Consider the following 17,714-nt stretch of genomic DNA (forward strand, 5'->3'; position numbering starts at 1 on the left):
CCCTCACCACATTTTATTGTTGAGTAACATTATGATTTCTATATCCATTCCCAATCTTCAAGTTCGTGAATAGGGCCTGACTTATCAGGATCAAGTTCTTTGATAATCTCTTGAAACATCTTTTCATAAGTATCTTGAGTATATGTAAAATCTACAATAAGGTAAAAAAATTCATGTATGTTATTACCTTGATGATGGTTACCGTATTTTTGAGCTGCCATTTCACATTTAGAATCGTCTTTATGACATTTAAAGGCATTACTTATATACTGAGTCATTGTTGTATTATTTGAATATAATTGTCTTTTTTGATCCAAAAAGTTATACACATAAGTAAAATTATCAGCCAGTTCTTTTTGTCTTAGTTTATCTTTTGAAATCCATTCAATGAATCCTATGAGCTTAGATACCTTTTTTTTGTAGCTTGGGATTGGTGCATATTCAACTAAGGCTGGATTTTTCTTTTTTTCATCTTGATATTTTTGAATTCTTTCTTCCATTTCATGAAGTATTTCTTGAAACGCATGCATAAAAGCATCGAATTTTTTTTCAGTATCAATTGAAAAATTAACAACTGGTCTGTCTTCATAGCCATTAAAATCTTGATAAAATGTGTTGTATGCTTGATCTTGAACAGGTTTTATAACGTCTTGATACCACTTGCACGAATGAATTAGTAATAGACTATACAATAATAAATATTTTATATATTTAAACATTAATATTCTCCTTATTTTTTAAGTACTGCATTAAGTATAAATTATTCATGATGATTTGTATAGGATATTTATTTTGATCGATATAAGTCTTATCTGAAAGGTACTAGATACAATTTAGGTGTTTTAATTGATACAATATATATGAACTATAAATTATTTGATAAGAATATAAAAATATATTCTACATATTTTTATATTCTTATCAAATTTCAAGTTAAGATAAAAGTTGAAAATTTTACAAAAGTAAAACTTGATCAAGGTATTAAGGCACTGTTGAACTACATTAAATGAGTTCAAAGACCGCAATAAACTTTATATACTACACCAAGAAAACAGTATACAAATAAAGATAGGCTGTATATACAATTGCAGCCTGTTTCCAATTTTACAAGAATTATATTATTAAATTTCCAGCACACTTAAATGAAGGTTTATAAACAAAATATATGAAATAACAAATAAGAAACTAGACTATACTTCTCAGATTTTAGTATGTAATGTAAAATATTAGCTCAAATTTTGATTATATTGATTTCAATAGGAATAAATACTATAGAAAGTTATTTAATAAGTGATTTTTATCTTTATATAAGTATAAGGATTTTATTAATGCTAATATTTAAATAGAAATATTAAATTTCAAGTAAACAAATACAAATTACTGTTTCTATAATCCTAGATCACAGAAACAGTAATTCACATAACACAATAATCCTACAAAACTGCTGGCTTAACCTTTTTATAAAAACTGCAACTCGTTTAACTTTGTGTTCTTGCACTTGATCAACTTCTTCTTCACCCTAAAGACAACAAAATAACCTTAGACTCATAATCTTACAATAACAAATCAACCACCTCCAATGGCAAATCACTCTTAGGTTGTTTTTCAATCTTCTCAACCTTAGGTTTCTTAATAACCTTCTTTTTCTAAAAATTACTAACAAAAATCTCCTTATAGTCCTGTTAAAATCTATCCAAAAGACCATTCACCATAAAACCAATCTTTATTTCAAAAAAATAATCCCCCATCTACTTTATTAAGTATTATATTAAGATTATCTGTATATTTCTTTGCAACCCACTTTTTAACGTATACATACACAGCATACACATAATCATAGTCAAAATCCTCTGGAACAAGTACTGGAAAATTAATTATCGTTTCATCTACTTGCTTAGATTGCACATCTTCGCTCATATATGCTTTCCAAAGCATATCTCACTTTATATATAGCCTTTTTACCAAATATTTCAAATTAAATCTCATGTCTCCTTCTTTCTGACAATTTTATTTCTTTCTTTCAAAACTACAATCCCCAAACTAGATACAGACAATCCCTTACTCGTCTTAAATCCCTCATAATTGGTTTTAAGTGCAATACTTGCTCTTGGCAACAACTTATATGAAATGCCAGGTGCAGGATTATTTGATACATCACCTGTTATATTCACACCAGTATTGTCTGTTATACCTTGCTCTAATATATCAGAAATCATGCCGTCTAAAGAACGGTTTTTTGCACACATCTGTCTTTCTTTAGCTTCACTAAACATCCCTACCCTTCCATCAATTCCGGAAAGAGATATTTCATTTTCTGTTGTACTCCCTATACAATCATCTTTACGTTCAATATCCTCATTTGACAATGACTCAGATAAAATGTTTGGGGGCGTTTTACACAAGAAGCTATCTGTTTCGTTTGACTGCGCATTATTGCCTATGTTTTTCTTCAAAGTAGCTAACATACTTTCTCTTGCACGACTCATTAAATATTCATGTTCTTCTTTTGCCTTTCTTAGTCTTTCTTCTCTTTCTTTTGATTCCTGTTTAAACAGCCTCTGCAAATATCCTTCTCTTTTCCTCAATTCTAGCCTGCGTTTCTCTTCTTTTTCTAAATCTGCTTTTTTTGCTTTCGCTTCTGTCTTTTTTTTTCCTGCCTTTTCTGTCGCATAAATACGCAAATTTTTTGCTTCTTTTTTGCCTTCTTTTTCTAAAATTCTTTTTCCAACGCATATGTTTTCGCCGTAGACTGCTTTTGAAACAAGTCGCTTTTTGTATTTATTAGGGTACCAATCTCTAAATCTGCCTTTCCAAATTACTTCATAATCGCTTATTATCCCATCTTTTCTTTTCATCATCATCCAAACTTTGTGTTTGTACCTATTTGCAAATTGCTTTAAAAAGTGCTCTAAAATGTCTTCAAGACTGTATTCAATTCCATGCTCAATTATTGCTCTCTCCAAATTTAGCAGCGCGTTTATGTACGTCGAGTCGTTGTTGCTGAGCTTTCTTATTTGCTTCACATACTTTTCGCTAATTTTGTAGTCAGATAATAATCTTGTTTCAACATCTTTCCTCATTATTTTGCAATCCCTTTTCTTTTTTCCATAAAAATCAGCTTTTTTCAAAAGCATTTCTGAATTCTCTTTAGAATTCTTTTTTTTTATATAGCTTATTTTAGCTTTATTAATTACATCGGACATTTCGACATGTGACATTAACTTTGGCATATGAGAAATTATATTTGCTTTGTTATGTTCACTTAATTCTAATTGACTTTCAACCTTTTCAAGGTTTGTGCAATTAGGCGTTATATTTTTATCAAAATCCCCAATAATTTTCTTGTCTTTTAGATTTTCTTTAAGTAGTTCTTGTAGGTATTCTAAAATTATTTCTTTGTGCATAGGTGCAAGTTCTGTGTTTTGTATATAGTGAGAAATACTTCCATTTCCCATGCCCATCCTTCTAATTTTGGACTGAATCAACCCTGTTTTATTTAGAAGTTTTATGTCTCTTCCAATAGTTCTTTTAGATACCTTTTTGTTTCCATCATTTTCTAATAGTTTACTTACTATATTGTAGATATCACTTGCGGAGTATTCTTCAGCACCACCTGACTGTTTATAGTTTTTATTTTTAGTATCTATTGCCCAATAGATCTTAAGTAGCCTATTATATCGTTTAAACATTTTGCTTATTTGTAATTTGACTACAGATACCAGAATTTTTTTTGTATCAGAGGATATTTTGGTAATGTTTAATGCTATAAGATTTTTTAGTATTGATTTAATTTGGCTCTTTGTGCCGGTTGATTTGAAATTTTTTTCATCTTTTGATAAACTATTCATAAGATACCTTTAATCCAAAGGTTAGATTTTTAAAGTTTCTTTGGATTATTTTTATATTATTATATATAAAAATTTCACTCTTGACTAGGTTTGAGGTCGAGGTGATTTTTTTATATGCTACTTTTTTTGCATAAATCTTAGGAACAATTTTTGTAAAATTATAATATAAAATAAAAAGACTTGAAGTAATTTGGTGATGATAATTAATGCAGGACTAATGACTAGTGAGATGGGACAGAGTGAGCTTTGAAGAATGATGTTAAAACCAATTGATGAAAATTTGCTAAATCTTGAGGAAATAATCATTGCAGAAAAAGTTAAATTAGTAAAATACAAAGGAGCTAAGGTAGTAGGATGGGATAAGTAATTATAAAAGAGATATTAGATATTAATGCTCTAACAATCTACAATACGAAATATTACTAATAACAGTTTTGATTATAACTTTAATAATAACTGGAAACTATTTTTTACAAAATTTAACAATGGAGCTATTTTTGTTATTACAAATACATCAAAAAAATATTTATTCTAAATTTAGATATTTTTAAATAAAAATTAGCAACAGCAGTTGCTGCCTCCCTTTATCCTCCCCATTGATGCACTTACTTTAGCTACATGTTTATTTTCAGGCACTACCAACATCATTACATTTATAACTTCATCATATAAATCTTTTAACTTTGAATAATTATAACTCTTTTCTAAAATCTCTTTTAATTTTACTTTCATTGTTTTTATAATATTGCAATTTTACTTAAATATTGTCCTATCTCTGATTTCTTTGTTTTCGCTTTGATTCCCAATATCCTCGTAATCATATTACCAAATGCAACAAAAATTTCCAAAAATCCTTTCCCTAAATTCGCTATAGAACTCAAAAACTCCTCCCTGGATGTCAATCTATTATTACATCCTATCATCACCATCATGACACTTATTACCATCATCCCTTTTTTCTTTTTTCATCACTTTCTTTCATTAGAGCTAACACAAAAAAATAGGATAATAATGAAATACAAAAACAAATACTTAATTTAAAGTTTGATTTTCAGTTTTGCTGGTTGTGATTTAGTCTTTTTGTATGCTAGTGATAGAAACTATTATTGATAGTTTTATTTTCGGAACTCTTCACAATACAACAATCTTACAACATCTAAAGCTAAGAGAAAAAACACAAGATCTACTGATAGTGAAAGCATATTATAAGGTTGTTTATAGGAAAAGCATTTATATATAAAAAAAGAAGATAAAGACTTAGAAGATAAAACTTATAAGAATGATTATTATGTTAATGATGCACTTGATTAGATGAAACAAATAGAAAAAAATAAATCAGACATATAAAAGATAAACATAAAGGATAAAATTTTGGCAATCTCGGGCAAGATGAATACTTTTTTTTAATTCCATAAAATTATCAAGAAAACAACGATAATACTAAAATAAAAAAAACACTTAGAAGACTTCAATACAGTAAACAATGTATTATTTAATTTTTTTATTTAATAAAAAATAAGAAAACCTAGATACATCTACAAGATTGCTTGCTACTTTCTTTAATTTATTATTTATCTTCTTATTTTGCCTTAATTAATTATTTACTCTGCGCTTGAACTGATCCTTTCAATATTTTGCTTTATATATTTTCCCTTTTGCTTTTTCAACAATATTCTTTACTGTCTTCTTTATCATTTCTTCTACTGTTCTCAGTAACTTATTTACTGTTGTTATCCCTGCTTGATCATACTTTTTGTCATCGTTACCACTATGTGAAAGCTATAATTTGCCATCTTTAACTAATGAGCGTACATTGTATCTTAACTCACTGATGATACAGATTAGATTTATTTAACCTTATTTAACTTAAATTTAAATCATAAGTCATTTTTATTTAAAAACATAATAATAAAACAATAAAGCAAAACTATAAACACAAACCAATATAATTATATATAATTCTATTACCATGATGAATTCAACTTATGATGAAATAGTTATAATAATTAATACAGTTATATTGTATACATATTACATATAACTATGAAATAGATAAACATTTTCCTAAAGCTAAAAACAATTGTGTTATGAAATATACTACAGAAAGTATAGAAATAACCGTAAAAATGAAATTAATTGACTCTTACGTACTAATTTTATCCTCAATAACATCTAGTCTATATTCAATCAAATTCAAATTAGATTTAACCTGAACTAGATCACTCTTAACTTCATCTATCTTTTCATTAAGTTTGTCTATCTTTTCATTAAGCCTAGTTTTAACCTCCATTTATCTTGTCATCAAGATTATATATCTTTTTATTCATATCAACTTTGAGAACATTTATCTTATCGTCCAAATAGTGAAGATTATCCATAATCCTATCTTAAAAAAGATCAAATTTTTCTTTAAAAAGAAAATAATTGATAATCTGACTATCAAATGCCCTAGTATGATAATCTTTTTTTTATTACTATTCGTTCATTATAAATCCTACTGTATACTTTTCAGCTTTCAGCATACACAAGCTTATCAATATCCAAAATGTTACCAAAGAATTATAATTGTTAGTTATTACCTAATAATTACTATTCTCTTTAATTTTCTGCATTTTGCCAATTTCTTCTGTAATGATTCTTGCTCCAATCTTTCTCAAATTTTTACCAATGGGAGCTACTCTTTCATTGTCTTTTACTACTACTTCCAATAATTGCCTTAATTTCTTTTACTAATGTATTAGCACTTTAAAATTCCACCGGAACAACAGCTTGACCTTAACTAAATCTTCAACTAAAAATGAAAAAATTTCTTCTATGTATAATCCCTATGAAATAGAGATACGAAAATCATAATGAATATAAATTATCATTAATTTTTTTTAAATAACTAAGTATCTATTAAATACTTAGTTAAAAGGTATATTAACAAATAGTTAAATTGTTTTATGAATTTATTTAGCAATAAATTCATAAATTTGAATTTGATTCAAAGAGTCAATCAAAAGCAATTATAATATTCTCAAATCGAGGCAAAGTTACTATTTGTAATAAATTATTATATATCCCATAGAAGTTGTCACAGCTATCTTGCAAATCTTTTACATATCTTGCCTCTTCATAGCGTAATTTTTTTACTAACTCATTTTTTGACGTTCCTTTATAATTGACAAGAAAATCTTCTGCTTTTTCTTTTGCATTTAATATTAATATAATTTTAGAAAGTATTATTTGTAGTTTGGAAATACTTTCATTCAATATAAACCTATTAAGATTTAGAGTTCTCCGAATCATCAATAAATAGTCGCTTGGATTTTCTGAATTAGATTTTATTACAGATTTTTCTAAAAGTACAAAAGCATACCTCTCATCTTGATTTAATGCTTCTATAAGTTTCTGATAGTTTTGTATATCATCCATAATATTTTCAAAAAGAAGCTCGTTGTTTGTTTTTCTTGACAAATTACTGTACATTCTGCCAAAATCATTGGTATTACAATCTTTTTTTAAAAGTTTTGGATAATTCGTTTCTGCATTTTTAAATATTTGTACCAGTATATTTTTCCCTGGAGCATCATACTTATCAAGGGCTTCTTTTGCTGATTTTTTTGCATTTAGTGTTGTCATAATCTCTGATACAACATCTTGAAATTTCTCAATACCTATTTCTAGTATAAAATGGTTAAAATTTTGTTTTGAATGAATTATAAACTCATGTTCATCCGGATTAGGTTTTGTTATAATATTTTCAAGGAAATACAAAGTATCCTTGTCCTTGTCATTTAATAGTTCTATTATTCTACTATAAGCTTTGTTATAATAATTTATATAAATCAAAATAATTGAAAATTGAAATTCATGATTTGTTTTTCTTGACAAATTATTATACATTTCATCAGAAGAGCAAGTACTACAAATCCTTCTTAAATGTTTTATATAATTTGTCTTTTCATTTAATAATCTTTGTACAAATTTGTCTTTAGCTGTCCAAGCGTAAATTTCAAGAACTTTTTCTACTGCTCTTTTTGCTTTTAATGTTGTTACAATATCTGATAGAGCTGATTTTAGTTTATCAATACCCATTTTGGATATAAGCAAATAAAAATCATCTTTTGTATGAGTTATAAACTTAAAGTAAGCTGGATCACACATTGTTAAAGATTCTTCAAGAAAAGCCAAAGCATCTTTTTCGTCATAATTTAATTGATCTGTAATATTTATAATATTATGATAAGCAAGAGTATAAAAGCTGATATAGTGTTCAATGTATGTAAATTGATATGAATGGTTTGTTTTTCTTGATAAATTGTTATACATTTCATTAACAGATGAAGTATCACAAATACTTTTTAAATGCTTCATGTATTTTATTTCTTTATATTTTAATTTTCGCATAAATGTATATTTTTTTAACCCATTGTAATTTACAATGACCTTTTCTATTTTTTTCTTTGCCTTTAATGTCAATACAATGCCGGATAAAGCCGTTTTAATTTTATGAATATTATTCGTGTTTAATATAAAAGAACAAAACAAGTCTTTTGTTCTCATCGTAATTTCAGAGTCATCTGGACCACTTAGATTAGGTTTTGCCGGTCTAACTACTAGATCACGATTTTGTATTACTTTAACTGTAATCCCATGGTCATCTGGTTCACCTGGATTAGGAGTTGTTACAACGTTTTCAAGAAAAATAAAAGCATCTTTTTCAGAATTATCTAATTTTTCTATAACACTACTATGAATAGTAAAATAAAAGTTAATAGAACTTATAATATTTTTGAATTCATATACTCTGTTTGTTTTGTTTGATAAATTATATCTCATTTCCCCAACAGAAAAAGTATTGCAAATAATCTTTAAATGCTTCATATATTTTGTTTCTGTATCTTTTAATCTTTGCACAAGTAGATTATTTTCCACTCTAGCATACCTTTGAAGAGTGTTTTCTTCTTTTGCATTTATTGTTTTTACAATATCCGCCAAAACTACTTTGAGTTTGCCAATATCATCTACATCAAGATCCAGTATGAATCGATCAAAAGTTTGCTTTATTTGAATTGTAATCCAATGATCATATGCGTCATCTGAATCTGAATTAGGAGTTGTTATAGATTTTTCAAGAAAAATTAAGGCATTTTTTTCCTCATCATTTAATTTTCCTATAATATTGTTATAAAAATTGATGGTACTTGTAATGCTTTCAAATTGAGATATATTCTTTCCTTTGCTTAATATTTTGTACATTCCTTCAACAAAGTAAGTACTACAAATGTTTTTTAAATATTTTACGTAAGCTGCTTCTGCATCCTCTAATTTTTGTGTCAGTGTCTCTTTGTCTAATCCATTGTAATTTGCAAGGTTTTCTTTTATTTCTTTCTTTACCTTTAATGTTGCGACAATACCAGATAGATCTGTTTTGAGTTTATTAATATCATCTGAATCTAGTATAAAACGATTATAATTTTGTTTTGCATGAATTGTAACCTTATCATCATCCGGATCATCTGGATTAGGAGTTGTTATAGATTTTTCAAGAAAAATTAAAGCATTTCTCTCTTCATCATTTAATTTTCCTATAATATTGTTATAAAAACTGATGGTATTTGCGACACTTTCAAATTGGGATATATTTTTTCCTTTGCTTGACAAATTATCGTACATTTCCTTAATAGAAGGAGTATTACAAATACTTTTTAAAGACTTTACGTAACTTGTTTCTGCATCTTCTAATTTTTGTGCAAAAATATATTTTCCTGGTTTAGTGTACTCTTTAAGAGCTTCTTGTACTGCATATCTCGTATTTAATGTCATTACAATACCTGATAAAGCTGCTTTTAATTTATGAATATCATTTGTATCAAGTATAAAACGATTATAGGTCTTTATTGCACGAAGTGTAATCTCATAGTCATCAGGATTAGGACTTGTTATAGCATCTGTAAGAAAATCTAAAGCAACTCTTTCTTCATTATTGAGTTGTGTTACAATACTACCATAAAAGTTGATGGTTTCAATAAAATTTGCAAATTGAAATGAAATGTCTATTTGCCATAATAAGCTACTGTACATTTTAGAAAATGTACCACAAATAATTTTCAAATAATTTACGTAAGTGTTTGTTAAATTTTTTAATATTTGTTCAAGGACATTTTTTCCTACCTTAGTGTACTGCTTAAGAGCTTCTTCTGCTGCACTTTTTTTATTCAATATTGTTACAGTATGTGACAAAGCTGCCTTAAGTTTCCTGATATTAGTTATGCTTGAAATAAATTGATTATAATTCTGCGTTGTCTGAGTTATAAGTTTATAATCATATATATCATCTGGATTCTTTTTTGTTATAGCATTTTCAAGAAAAGTTAAAGCATTCTTTTCTTTATCACTTAATTGTTTTATTATATCCTTATAAGTTTTATTATAAGAATTTATAATATCTGAATAAATCTTAAATTCAGATTTATTACTTGTTTGTCTTAATAAATTATTATATATTTCCTCAATATTGTACATTTTTTCAACAGAAGGAATATCCAAAATGTTTTTTAAATACCTCATATAGTCTATTTCTTGATTTTTGAATTTTCGTATAAGTGCATCTTTGTCCAGTCCATTATAATTTGCAAGGGCTTCTTCTAATTCTTTCTTTGCCTTTAATGTTGATACAACATTTGCTAGAACTAGTTTGAATTTATCAATATCATGCGTATTTAATATAAGCTGATTATAATTATGTTTTGTACGAAGTGTAATCTCATAGTCACCTGGATCATTTGTATTATATATGATTGCAGAATTTTCCAAGAAAGTTAAAGCAATTTTTTCTTCTTCACTTAATTTTGCCATAACATTGTTGTAAGAGTTGATGATGTTTATAATACTTGCAAATTGGAATGTATGATTTGCTTTGTCTGACAAATAATCGCACATTTCCTTAACAGAAGGAGTATTACAAAGATTTTTTAAATGCTTCATATATTTTTCCTCTGTATTTTTTAAGATTGATACAAGAATATTTTTCCCTGGATTGTTATACTTCATAATAGCTTCTTCTACGATTCTTTTTGTATTTAATGTTAATACAATCTGTAATAGAATTGTTTTGGGTTTTTCAATATTATGTGTATTAACAAACAGACTGTAGTTTTGTTTTACACGAATTATAATACCATGATCCTCCGGATCATCTGAATTAGGTTCTGTTATAGCATCCTCAATAAAAGTTAAAGCATTCTTCTCTTCATCACTCAACTGTTCTACAATTTCATTAAATATATTAAGATAACGACACATGCCATTTACAATACTTGCCAGTGGGTATATGTTGTATCTTTCTCGAATAAAATTATCGTAAATATCATAGTTAGTATTAAAAATCCTTTTTAAATGTTTTATATATCTTATTTCTTCATCTCTAAATAATTTTTTTTCTAATTCTAAACACCCTAAAACATGCTCTCTTACTCGTTTTATTAACTTTAATACTCTTAAGACACCTGATAAAACTCTTTCGAGTTTTTCAGTACCTATATCTCGTACAAACCAATAAAAAGTGGATTTTGTATGAGTGATAATCTCATAGTTATTTGGGTCATCTGGATTAGGTTTTGTTATAGCATTTTCAAGAAACATGAAAGCATCTTTTTCTTGATCATCTAATTGCCCTACAAAGTGATTATAAATAGCATTATAATTATCTATCGTATCTAAAATGCGTTTAAATGTAAATACATTATATACCTCTCTTGATAGATGATTGTACATTTCTTCAATGTTATACATTTTTTCAGCATAGAAAGTATTAAAAATACTTTTCAAATACTTAACATAGCTCATTTCTTCATTTTTGAATTGTTGTGTCAATACGTCTTTGTCTGACTCATTATAATTTTCAATAGCTAGTTCTACTGTGTTTTTTATATCTAAAGTCTTTACAAGATCTGATAAAGCTATTTTGAGTCTATGAATATCATCTGTGTCAAGAGCGAACAGATAAAACCAATTAAAAGTTTCTATTGCCCGAATTGTCATTTCACGGTCGTCTGGATCATCTGAATCAAAAGTTGACAAAGAATCCTCAAGAAAAACTAAAGCACCTCTTTCATATTCATTTAATTTTTTTATCTTATTATGATAAATCCTATCATAGGATCTTATCATACTGGAAATACTCTCAAATTGAGATGCATTGCTTGTTTTTTTTGATAAATTATTGTATAACTCCTCAACAGAAGAAGTATTACAAATATTTTTTAAATATTTGATGTAAGTTGTTTCTGCATCTTTTAATTCTTGTATGAATGTGTGTCTTTTTGGTCCATTGTAGTTTGCAATAACGCATTCTACTGAACGCTTTTCCTTTAATGTCCTTACGATATCTGATAAAGTTATTTTAAACTTATTAATATCATATGTATCCAGTATAAACTGATTAAAAGTTTTTTTTGTTTGAGTTATAATCTTATGATTATTTAGGTCATCTGGATTAGGACTTATTATAGCTTCTTCAAGAAACATTAAAGCATCTTTTTCATCCTCGTTTAATTGTTTCATAATATCATCATGAACCTTATTACAAGGGCTTATTATATTTGTAATACTTTCAAATTGTAATGCATTGTTTGTTTTTTCTGATAAATTATTGTACATTTCCTTAACAGAAGGAGTATCACAAATACTTTTTAAATACTTTATGTATTTTGTTGTTTCATTTTGTAATTTTCGTATAAATGTGTCTTTGTCTGATCCATTGTAATTTACAATAACTTTCTCTGCTTCTTCTTTTGCACTTAACGTATTTATAATACCTAATAAAGCTGTTTTGAATTTATCAATATCATCTATGTCCAGTACGTACTGATAAAAAGTTTGTTTTAAATTAGTTATAAGCTTACGATCGTCTGGAGCATCTGAATTAAGACTTGATATAGCATTTTCAAGAAACATAAAAGCGGTTTTTTCTTCTTCATTTAATTGTTTAACAATACTGTTATAAGTATCATTAAAAAAGTGTAGTGAACTTAAAATAATTTCAAATTGTAGCACATTATTTGTTTTATTTAATAAATTACTGTATATCTCATCAGCAGAAGAAGTACTACAAATACTTTTTAAATACTTCATATATCTTGTTTCTGCATCTTTTAATTTTGACGTATAAATATCTTTTGCTATCTTATTTCGGAGTTTTGCTTCAATATTATGTCCTGCTGTAAGATATGCAGATAATGTCATTACAATATCTGCTAGAGCTGCTTTAAGATTATCAATATTATCTGTATCCAGCATGCACTGGTAAAAAGTTTGCTTTGAATGGGTTATAAGTTTACAATCATCTGGATCATCTGGATTTGGATTTGTTATAGCATCTACAAGGAAAGATAAAGCAACTCTTTCTTCACTATTTAATAATTCTATTATTTTATAATATCTGACAGAGCTTTCAATACTTTTAAATAGAGCTATATTGCTTGTTTTTAGTGATAAATTGTAGTACACCTGATCAAAAGAATGAAAACTACAAACTCTTTTTAAGTATTCTTTGTAAATTCTTATTATATCTTTGAATCTTTGTGTAAGTATATATTTGTTTGGTTCATGATATTTTAAAAGAGCTTCGTCTGATATCATTTTTGTCTTTAATGTCTCTATAACATCTGATAAAATTATTTTTAGTTTATCAATACCTATATATGCACTAAACATATGAAAGTTTGATTTTGAATGCGTTACAAGCTTATAATCGTCTGAATCATCTGGATTAGGACTTATTATAGCTTCTTCAAGAAACATTAACGCAATTGTTTCTTGAAGATTTAATTGTTTTGTCATTATATAATTGAATATACTTTCTCCAATGATTACAAAGCGAAAAGGATCTCTTGTTTCTACTAACAACTCATGAGATAGATCATTTAAATCCTTACGAGACATATAAACTCTTCTTAAATCATCTATATATCTTTGTTCTTCATCTTTTAATTTTTGAATCAATGTATACTTATCTGGTCCTTTGTAATTTCTAAGAGCTTCCTCTACTGCATCTCTTGCATCTAATGTTAGTACAATATAGAACAAAGATTTTTCTATTAGAAGATTTTTAGCGTCTAAATATAATATTAAGCTCTCAAATTTATCTTTTCTATTTAAAGAATCTTTAAGAAAAGCTAAAGCAACTTTTTCACGGTCATTTAAATGTTCTTTTATGTCTTTTATAGTGCTTACTTTTTTATCTTGTGGCATGAATATTTCCTTATTTAAATTTATATTTTTAATTTTATATTTATAAATATATTAAGTATATTGTATTATATACAAATTAATAAGTAAATCAATATGCAATAGTATTTACAAAAAAATTAATTATTTTAATAATTAAAACAAATATACAAATACACAGTTTAATATTAAAAATTTAATTCTTATATTTTTGTATTCTGTATAAATAAATACTTTATACCTTCTATGTAAGGAAGACTAATTTCCCAACATTATCATTATCAATGATTATCACCAAAAATTAAAATACAACCGTCTAGTCTTAGAATCTTCTTATCAATCATTACCAATAACATTTCATCAACTAGTTTAGGAATAGAATTAACTTGAGTAGTACCATCAAGTATCCCAATACTATCTATTACCTATAGCATTACAAATAGTTTTGGTATAGTTTTAGTATTAATTATTAATATTAATACCAGAATTTTAGAAAATTGCAATATCTTGAGGATAATCAATCTCAGTGTCACCTTTTTTAGTTATACTCCCCCAGCAAACTTAATTAGAATAAATATTAGCTTAGTAATAATAGACAATATAACCTTGAACAATAAATTCCAAAGCTGTAACATAGATATGTGGAGTAAAAAGCTATTTATCTTTCTAACTCATCACATTTCTCCTTCGTTGCTTCTAATCCCATCCTAAATAAATATATATATTTATTTATTTGTATTTACTTAAAATATTCTATCTTACATTGCTTATCATATTGTTAAATTGAATAGCATGAGATTCCAATACATTTTCAATAGCATATGCAAAATAGCTAAAAACGTAATAAAAACCTTTTCCTATCTTTATTAAAAAACCTCGCAAACTATTCTTCTTCTCTAAAACCTCTTTATAAACTTCATGTCGTCCATTACATTCCACTATAATTTTATCTACATCATCACATAAAGTTGTGATATAGATAAGTTTTGTTAATTTTGATTTGAAGAGTTAAACTTCGATTAGTTATTAGAGTTTATGAAATACAATTGAACATTGTATTTCATAAGATGCCAAATTTATGTTTAAAAAACAGGATTTTAATGATATTTATCTATTTATGCAGGACTTAAGGAAGTTAAAGAAGTTATTAAAATTGATGCTAATGATACTCATGTAACTTTTGGTGATAAGATACTTGAAGCTAAAAGTTAATAATGAGAATTAATAAGAGAAAGTAAATTGAGGAAAACACTTTTCTAGTGATGCATTAGAATTGTTTTCCTTTTTGGTATTTAGGATGTCTTGTTAAAGATTTTCATTTAGCAATTGAGTTTTAATTTACCTATCATTTTGTTCATTTTTATTTCATTTTTGCTGTTGAAGTAATGTTTAAGCTAAGGAAAAAGAGCTTTAAGCAGTGTAAGTAAACTTTTTTAATAAGGAAGATACTCTTATTGAGAGATAAAAGATAGAAAAGAGAAGGGGGGGAGCTTTAAATAATAAATGGATTTAAAGATAGGGAGAGTTTTTTTAAAGAGTTCGTTAAGGAGGGAAAAAGAAGATGAGATGAGAATTAGTCGAGTTATTGGAATCAGTTTCCTTATTTTGGTTATGGGATGTAATAGTGGGTTATTGGCAGAAGAGAAAGCAAAGAATGAGTTTTTAGGTTCTATAGCGAATTTAGGGAAAGGATTTTTGGACGTTTTTGTTGCTTTTGGCGATATGGTAAGTGGGACGTTGGGGGGATAAAGGCAGAGACTAAGAAATCAGAGATAGGAGCTTATTTTACGAAGATTGCTGAGACAATGGTAACAACTAAGACTAAATTGAATGAGATTTTAGAGAAGAATGGGAATTATGTAAAGGTAAAAGAAGAGGTATTAAAATTTATTGATAAATTAACTAAGATAGAAAAAGGAGCAAAGAAAGCTGCTTTGGGTGCTACTGATACTGCATTAATTGGTCAGGTAGTAAAATCTGCTGCTGCTAGAAATGGTTCTGATGCAGGAAGTGTTAAGAATTTGGTTGAGGGAATCAAAGGAATAGTTGATTTGGTTATTATGGGAGGAGATGGACAAGCAGATAAAACTAAGCCTGTTGATAATGATAAAAAGAATATTGGTAGGTTATTTGGGGCTAAAAATGCAGCTATTGCTGCAGCTAATGCTGATGCTAAGAAAGATGGTAAGGTTAAAAGATGCTACGGACGCTGCTGTTCTAGCTTTAGCTAAGGGTACTGGTACTGACGATGATGAAAACTTATTACTGTAGAGTCTAAAAAAGATGCAATTATAGCAGCTGGTATTGCATTGAGAGCAATTGCGAAAGATGGTAAGTTTATTGTTAAGGATACTTGCTGCAAATAAAACAGAAGCAGAAGGAGCTAAGGGTACAGCAGCTAATGCAGTAAACAAAGTATTATCTACATTAACAATAGCAATTAGGGATACAGTAGATGCTGGATTAAAAGAGATTAATAAGGTATTGGGATAAATTAAACAAGGAGATGGTTCTGAGGGTAAGACTAATGAGTAAGTGAGGTAGTTATATAATCATTATACTTATGTAAGAAAGAGAAGATAATAGTTATGTAAAAGAAGTAGCGAAGAGAGCTAAGGAATAAGCTATCTTCTATTGTTAAGCTATGTTATAGCATTTATTTATCATTTTTTAAATTTTGAATTTACTAAGTGTATTTTCTTAATTCTTTATTCATTTTATGTATTAATTACTTATTTTGTTTTGCTTGTTTTTAATAAAAGAAAGGTGGGAACAAAAATGAAACAAAATGAAATAAAAGTGAAGAATAGTGAAAAGAATGAGAAGAGTAATGGTGATAATGGTGGGATTATAATAATGGAGTGTTAAAAGAGAAGAAATCCAAGAATAAATTTTTATAGTCTTTAGTTGAATTTGGGGGAATGATTTTTTTGGATGTTTTTACGTCTTTTGGGGGATATGGTTATATGGTTGGGAGTGTATTGGGTGGTATTAAGTGTGGAGAGTAAGAAATCGGATGTTGGGAAATATTTTAAGACAGTGTAGGAAACTGTGCAAGGGACATGGTTAGTGATCATAAAAAATCAGCAGCAGATGCAGCAAAAGCAGTTGAAGCAGTAAGCGTTGCTGATATTTTAAAAGCTATGATTAAAGATAGTGGTGATGCTGTTAGGCTAGCTAAAGAAACAACTGGTAATGTTGCTACAGCTCCTAAAGATGGAACTATAGCAGGAGGTATAGCATTAAGAGCAATAATGGCGAAGGATGGTAAATTTGCTAATGGTAATGCTGATGCTATTGAGGTTACTGCTGCAGTTAAAGGAGCAGCAGTAAGTGCGGTTACTAAGGCATTAGATATGTTAACTATTGCAATAAGGAAAACAATGGACTTGGGACTTAATGAACTTAAAGAGGCAATGAAAATTAATATTAATGATATTCCTGTAATTTCTGATAAGACAACTCTTAAAGCTTAAGTTAATAACAATAGAAATAAATATATAACTAAATTTAGGAAAACTTTTCTCTGTATGAGAGTTGTTTTCCTTTTTTTATTTTATGAGATTGCGTTTAGTTGAGATTTGTATTTTCTTTTTTTATTTAATTGATTTACTTCCTCAAATTAAGGAAGTAAATCAATTGTTGATGTGT

At 27.4% G+C, this 17,714-nt stretch carries 10 protein-coding genes and 3 pseudogenes; 3 read left to right on the forward strand and 10 right to left on the reverse strand.

All coding sequences use genetic code 11. From position 1 onward, the window contains the following. Window positions 1-38: 38 nt before the first annotated feature. The 10 genes and pseudogenes from U881_RS11495 to U881_RS0103025 form a co-directional block, all read right to left on the reverse strand. Complete coding sequence (locus U881_RS11495; RefSeq protein ID WP_024653172.1) at window positions 39-719, reverse strand: Mlp family lipoprotein; 681 nt, start codon at window positions 717-719, stop codon at window positions 39-41. Window positions 720-1,728: 1,009 nt separating this feature from the next. Further along, window positions 1,729-1,917: a hypothetical protein gene (locus U881_RS11500; protein WP_051374036.1), complete on the reverse strand. Its 189-nt coding sequence runs from the start codon at window positions 1,915-1,917 to the stop codon at window positions 1,729-1,731. 65 nt (window positions 1,918-1,982) lie between these two features. Continuing rightward, window positions 1,983-3,848 carry a plasmid maintenance protein gene (locus tag U881_RS11505; protein WP_024653173.1) on the reverse strand — a complete coding sequence of 622 codons (1,866 nt, stop codon included), beginning with the start codon at window positions 3,846-3,848 and terminating at the stop codon, window positions 1,983-1,985. 558 nt (window positions 3,849-4,406) lie between these two features. Beyond that, window positions 4,407-4,580 (reverse strand): hypothetical protein, encoded by a 174-nt coding sequence (locus tag U881_RS12690; protein ID WP_160164785.1) that lies wholly within the window; start codon window positions 4,578-4,580, stop codon window positions 4,407-4,409. Window positions 4,581-4,585: 5 nt separating this feature from the next. After that, on the reverse strand, window positions 4,586-4,798 hold the full coding sequence (locus U881_RS12265; protein WP_152520668.1) for a variable large family protein: 213 nt from the start codon (window positions 4,796-4,798) through the stop codon (window positions 4,586-4,588). A 676-nt stretch (window positions 4,799-5,474) separates the two neighbouring features. Further along, window positions 5,475-5,597 (reverse strand): annotated as a pseudogene (locus tag U881_RS11855) (variable large family protein); the annotation flags it as partial. Between the two features lie 394 nt (window positions 5,598-5,991). Next, complete coding sequence (locus tag U881_RS12695) at window positions 5,992-6,138, reverse strand: hypothetical protein (protein WP_160164786.1); 147 nt, start codon at window positions 6,136-6,138, stop codon at window positions 5,992-5,994. A gap of 289 nt (window positions 6,139-6,427) precedes the next feature. Further along, window positions 6,428-6,556 carry a hypothetical protein gene (locus tag U881_RS13525; protein WP_268744151.1) on the reverse strand — a complete coding sequence of 43 codons (129 nt, stop codon included), beginning with the start codon at window positions 6,554-6,556 and terminating at the stop codon, window positions 6,428-6,430. A 286-nt stretch (window positions 6,557-6,842) separates the two neighbouring features. Further along, on the reverse strand, window positions 6,843-14,087 hold the full coding sequence (locus tag U881_RS0103020; protein WP_024653174.1) for a BTA121 domain-containing protein surface lipoprotein: 7,245 nt from the start codon (window positions 14,085-14,087) through the stop codon (window positions 6,843-6,845). Between the two features lie 729 nt (window positions 14,088-14,816). Next, window positions 14,817-15,002, reverse strand: coding sequence for a hypothetical protein (locus U881_RS0103025; protein ID WP_024653175.1), 186 nt, complete (start codon window positions 15,000-15,002; stop codon window positions 14,817-14,819). 627 nt (window positions 15,003-15,629) lie between these two features. Between U881_RS0103025 and U881_RS10730 the strand changes: the two are divergent. The 3 genes and pseudogenes from U881_RS10730 to U881_RS0103045 form a co-directional block, all read left to right on the forward strand. After that, window positions 15,630-16,556: pseudogene (locus U881_RS10730) on the forward strand (variable large family protein). 441 nt (window positions 16,557-16,997) lie between these two features. Beyond that, window positions 16,998-17,108 (forward strand): variable large family protein, encoded by a 111-nt coding sequence (locus U881_RS13240; protein ID WP_235048124.1) that lies wholly within the window; start codon window positions 16,998-17,000, stop codon window positions 17,106-17,108. A gap of 26 nt (window positions 17,109-17,134) precedes the next feature. After that, a pseudogene (locus U881_RS0103045) lies at window positions 17,135-17,539 on the forward strand (variable large family protein); the annotation flags it as partial. Between the last annotated feature and the right edge of the window lie 175 nt (window positions 17,540-17,714).

Origin of the sequence: Borrelia persica No12 (assembly GCF_000500045.1) — a bacterium.
In the GTDB taxonomy this organism is placed as follows: domain Bacteria; phylum Spirochaetota; class Spirochaetia; order Borreliales; family Borreliaceae; genus Borrelia; species Borrelia persica.

Excerpts from the sequence above, each read along its gene's own strand:
- U881_RS11495 (WP_024653172.1), bottom strand. The coding sequence starts at position 719 with ATGTTTAAATATATAAAATATTTATTATTGTATAGTCTATTACTAATT.
- U881_RS11500 (WP_051374036.1), bottom strand. The coding sequence starts at position 1,917 with ATGAGCGAAGATGTGCAATCTAAGCAAGTAGATGAAACGATAATTAAT.
- U881_RS11505 (WP_024653173.1), bottom strand. The coding sequence starts at position 3,848 with ATGAATAGTTTATCAAAAGATGAAAAAAATTTCAAATCAACCGGCACA.
- U881_RS12690 (WP_160164785.1), bottom strand. The coding sequence starts at position 4,580 with ATGAAAGTAAAATTAAAAGAGATTTTAGAAAAGAGTTATAATTATTCA.
- U881_RS12265 (WP_152520668.1), bottom strand. The coding sequence starts at position 4,798 with ATGATGGTAATAAGTGTCATGATGGTGATGATAGGATGTAATAATAGA.
- U881_RS12695 (WP_160164786.1), bottom strand. The coding sequence starts at position 6,138 with ATGGAGGTTAAAACTAGGCTTAATGAAAAGATAGACAAACTTAATGAA.
- U881_RS0103020 (WP_024653174.1), bottom strand. The coding sequence starts at position 14,087 with ATGCCACAAGATAAAAAAGTAAGCACTATAAAAGACATAAAAGAACAT.
- U881_RS13240 (WP_235048124.1), top strand. The coding sequence starts at position 16,998 with ATGTTTTTACGTCTTTTGGGGGATATGGTTATATGGTTGGGAGTGTAT.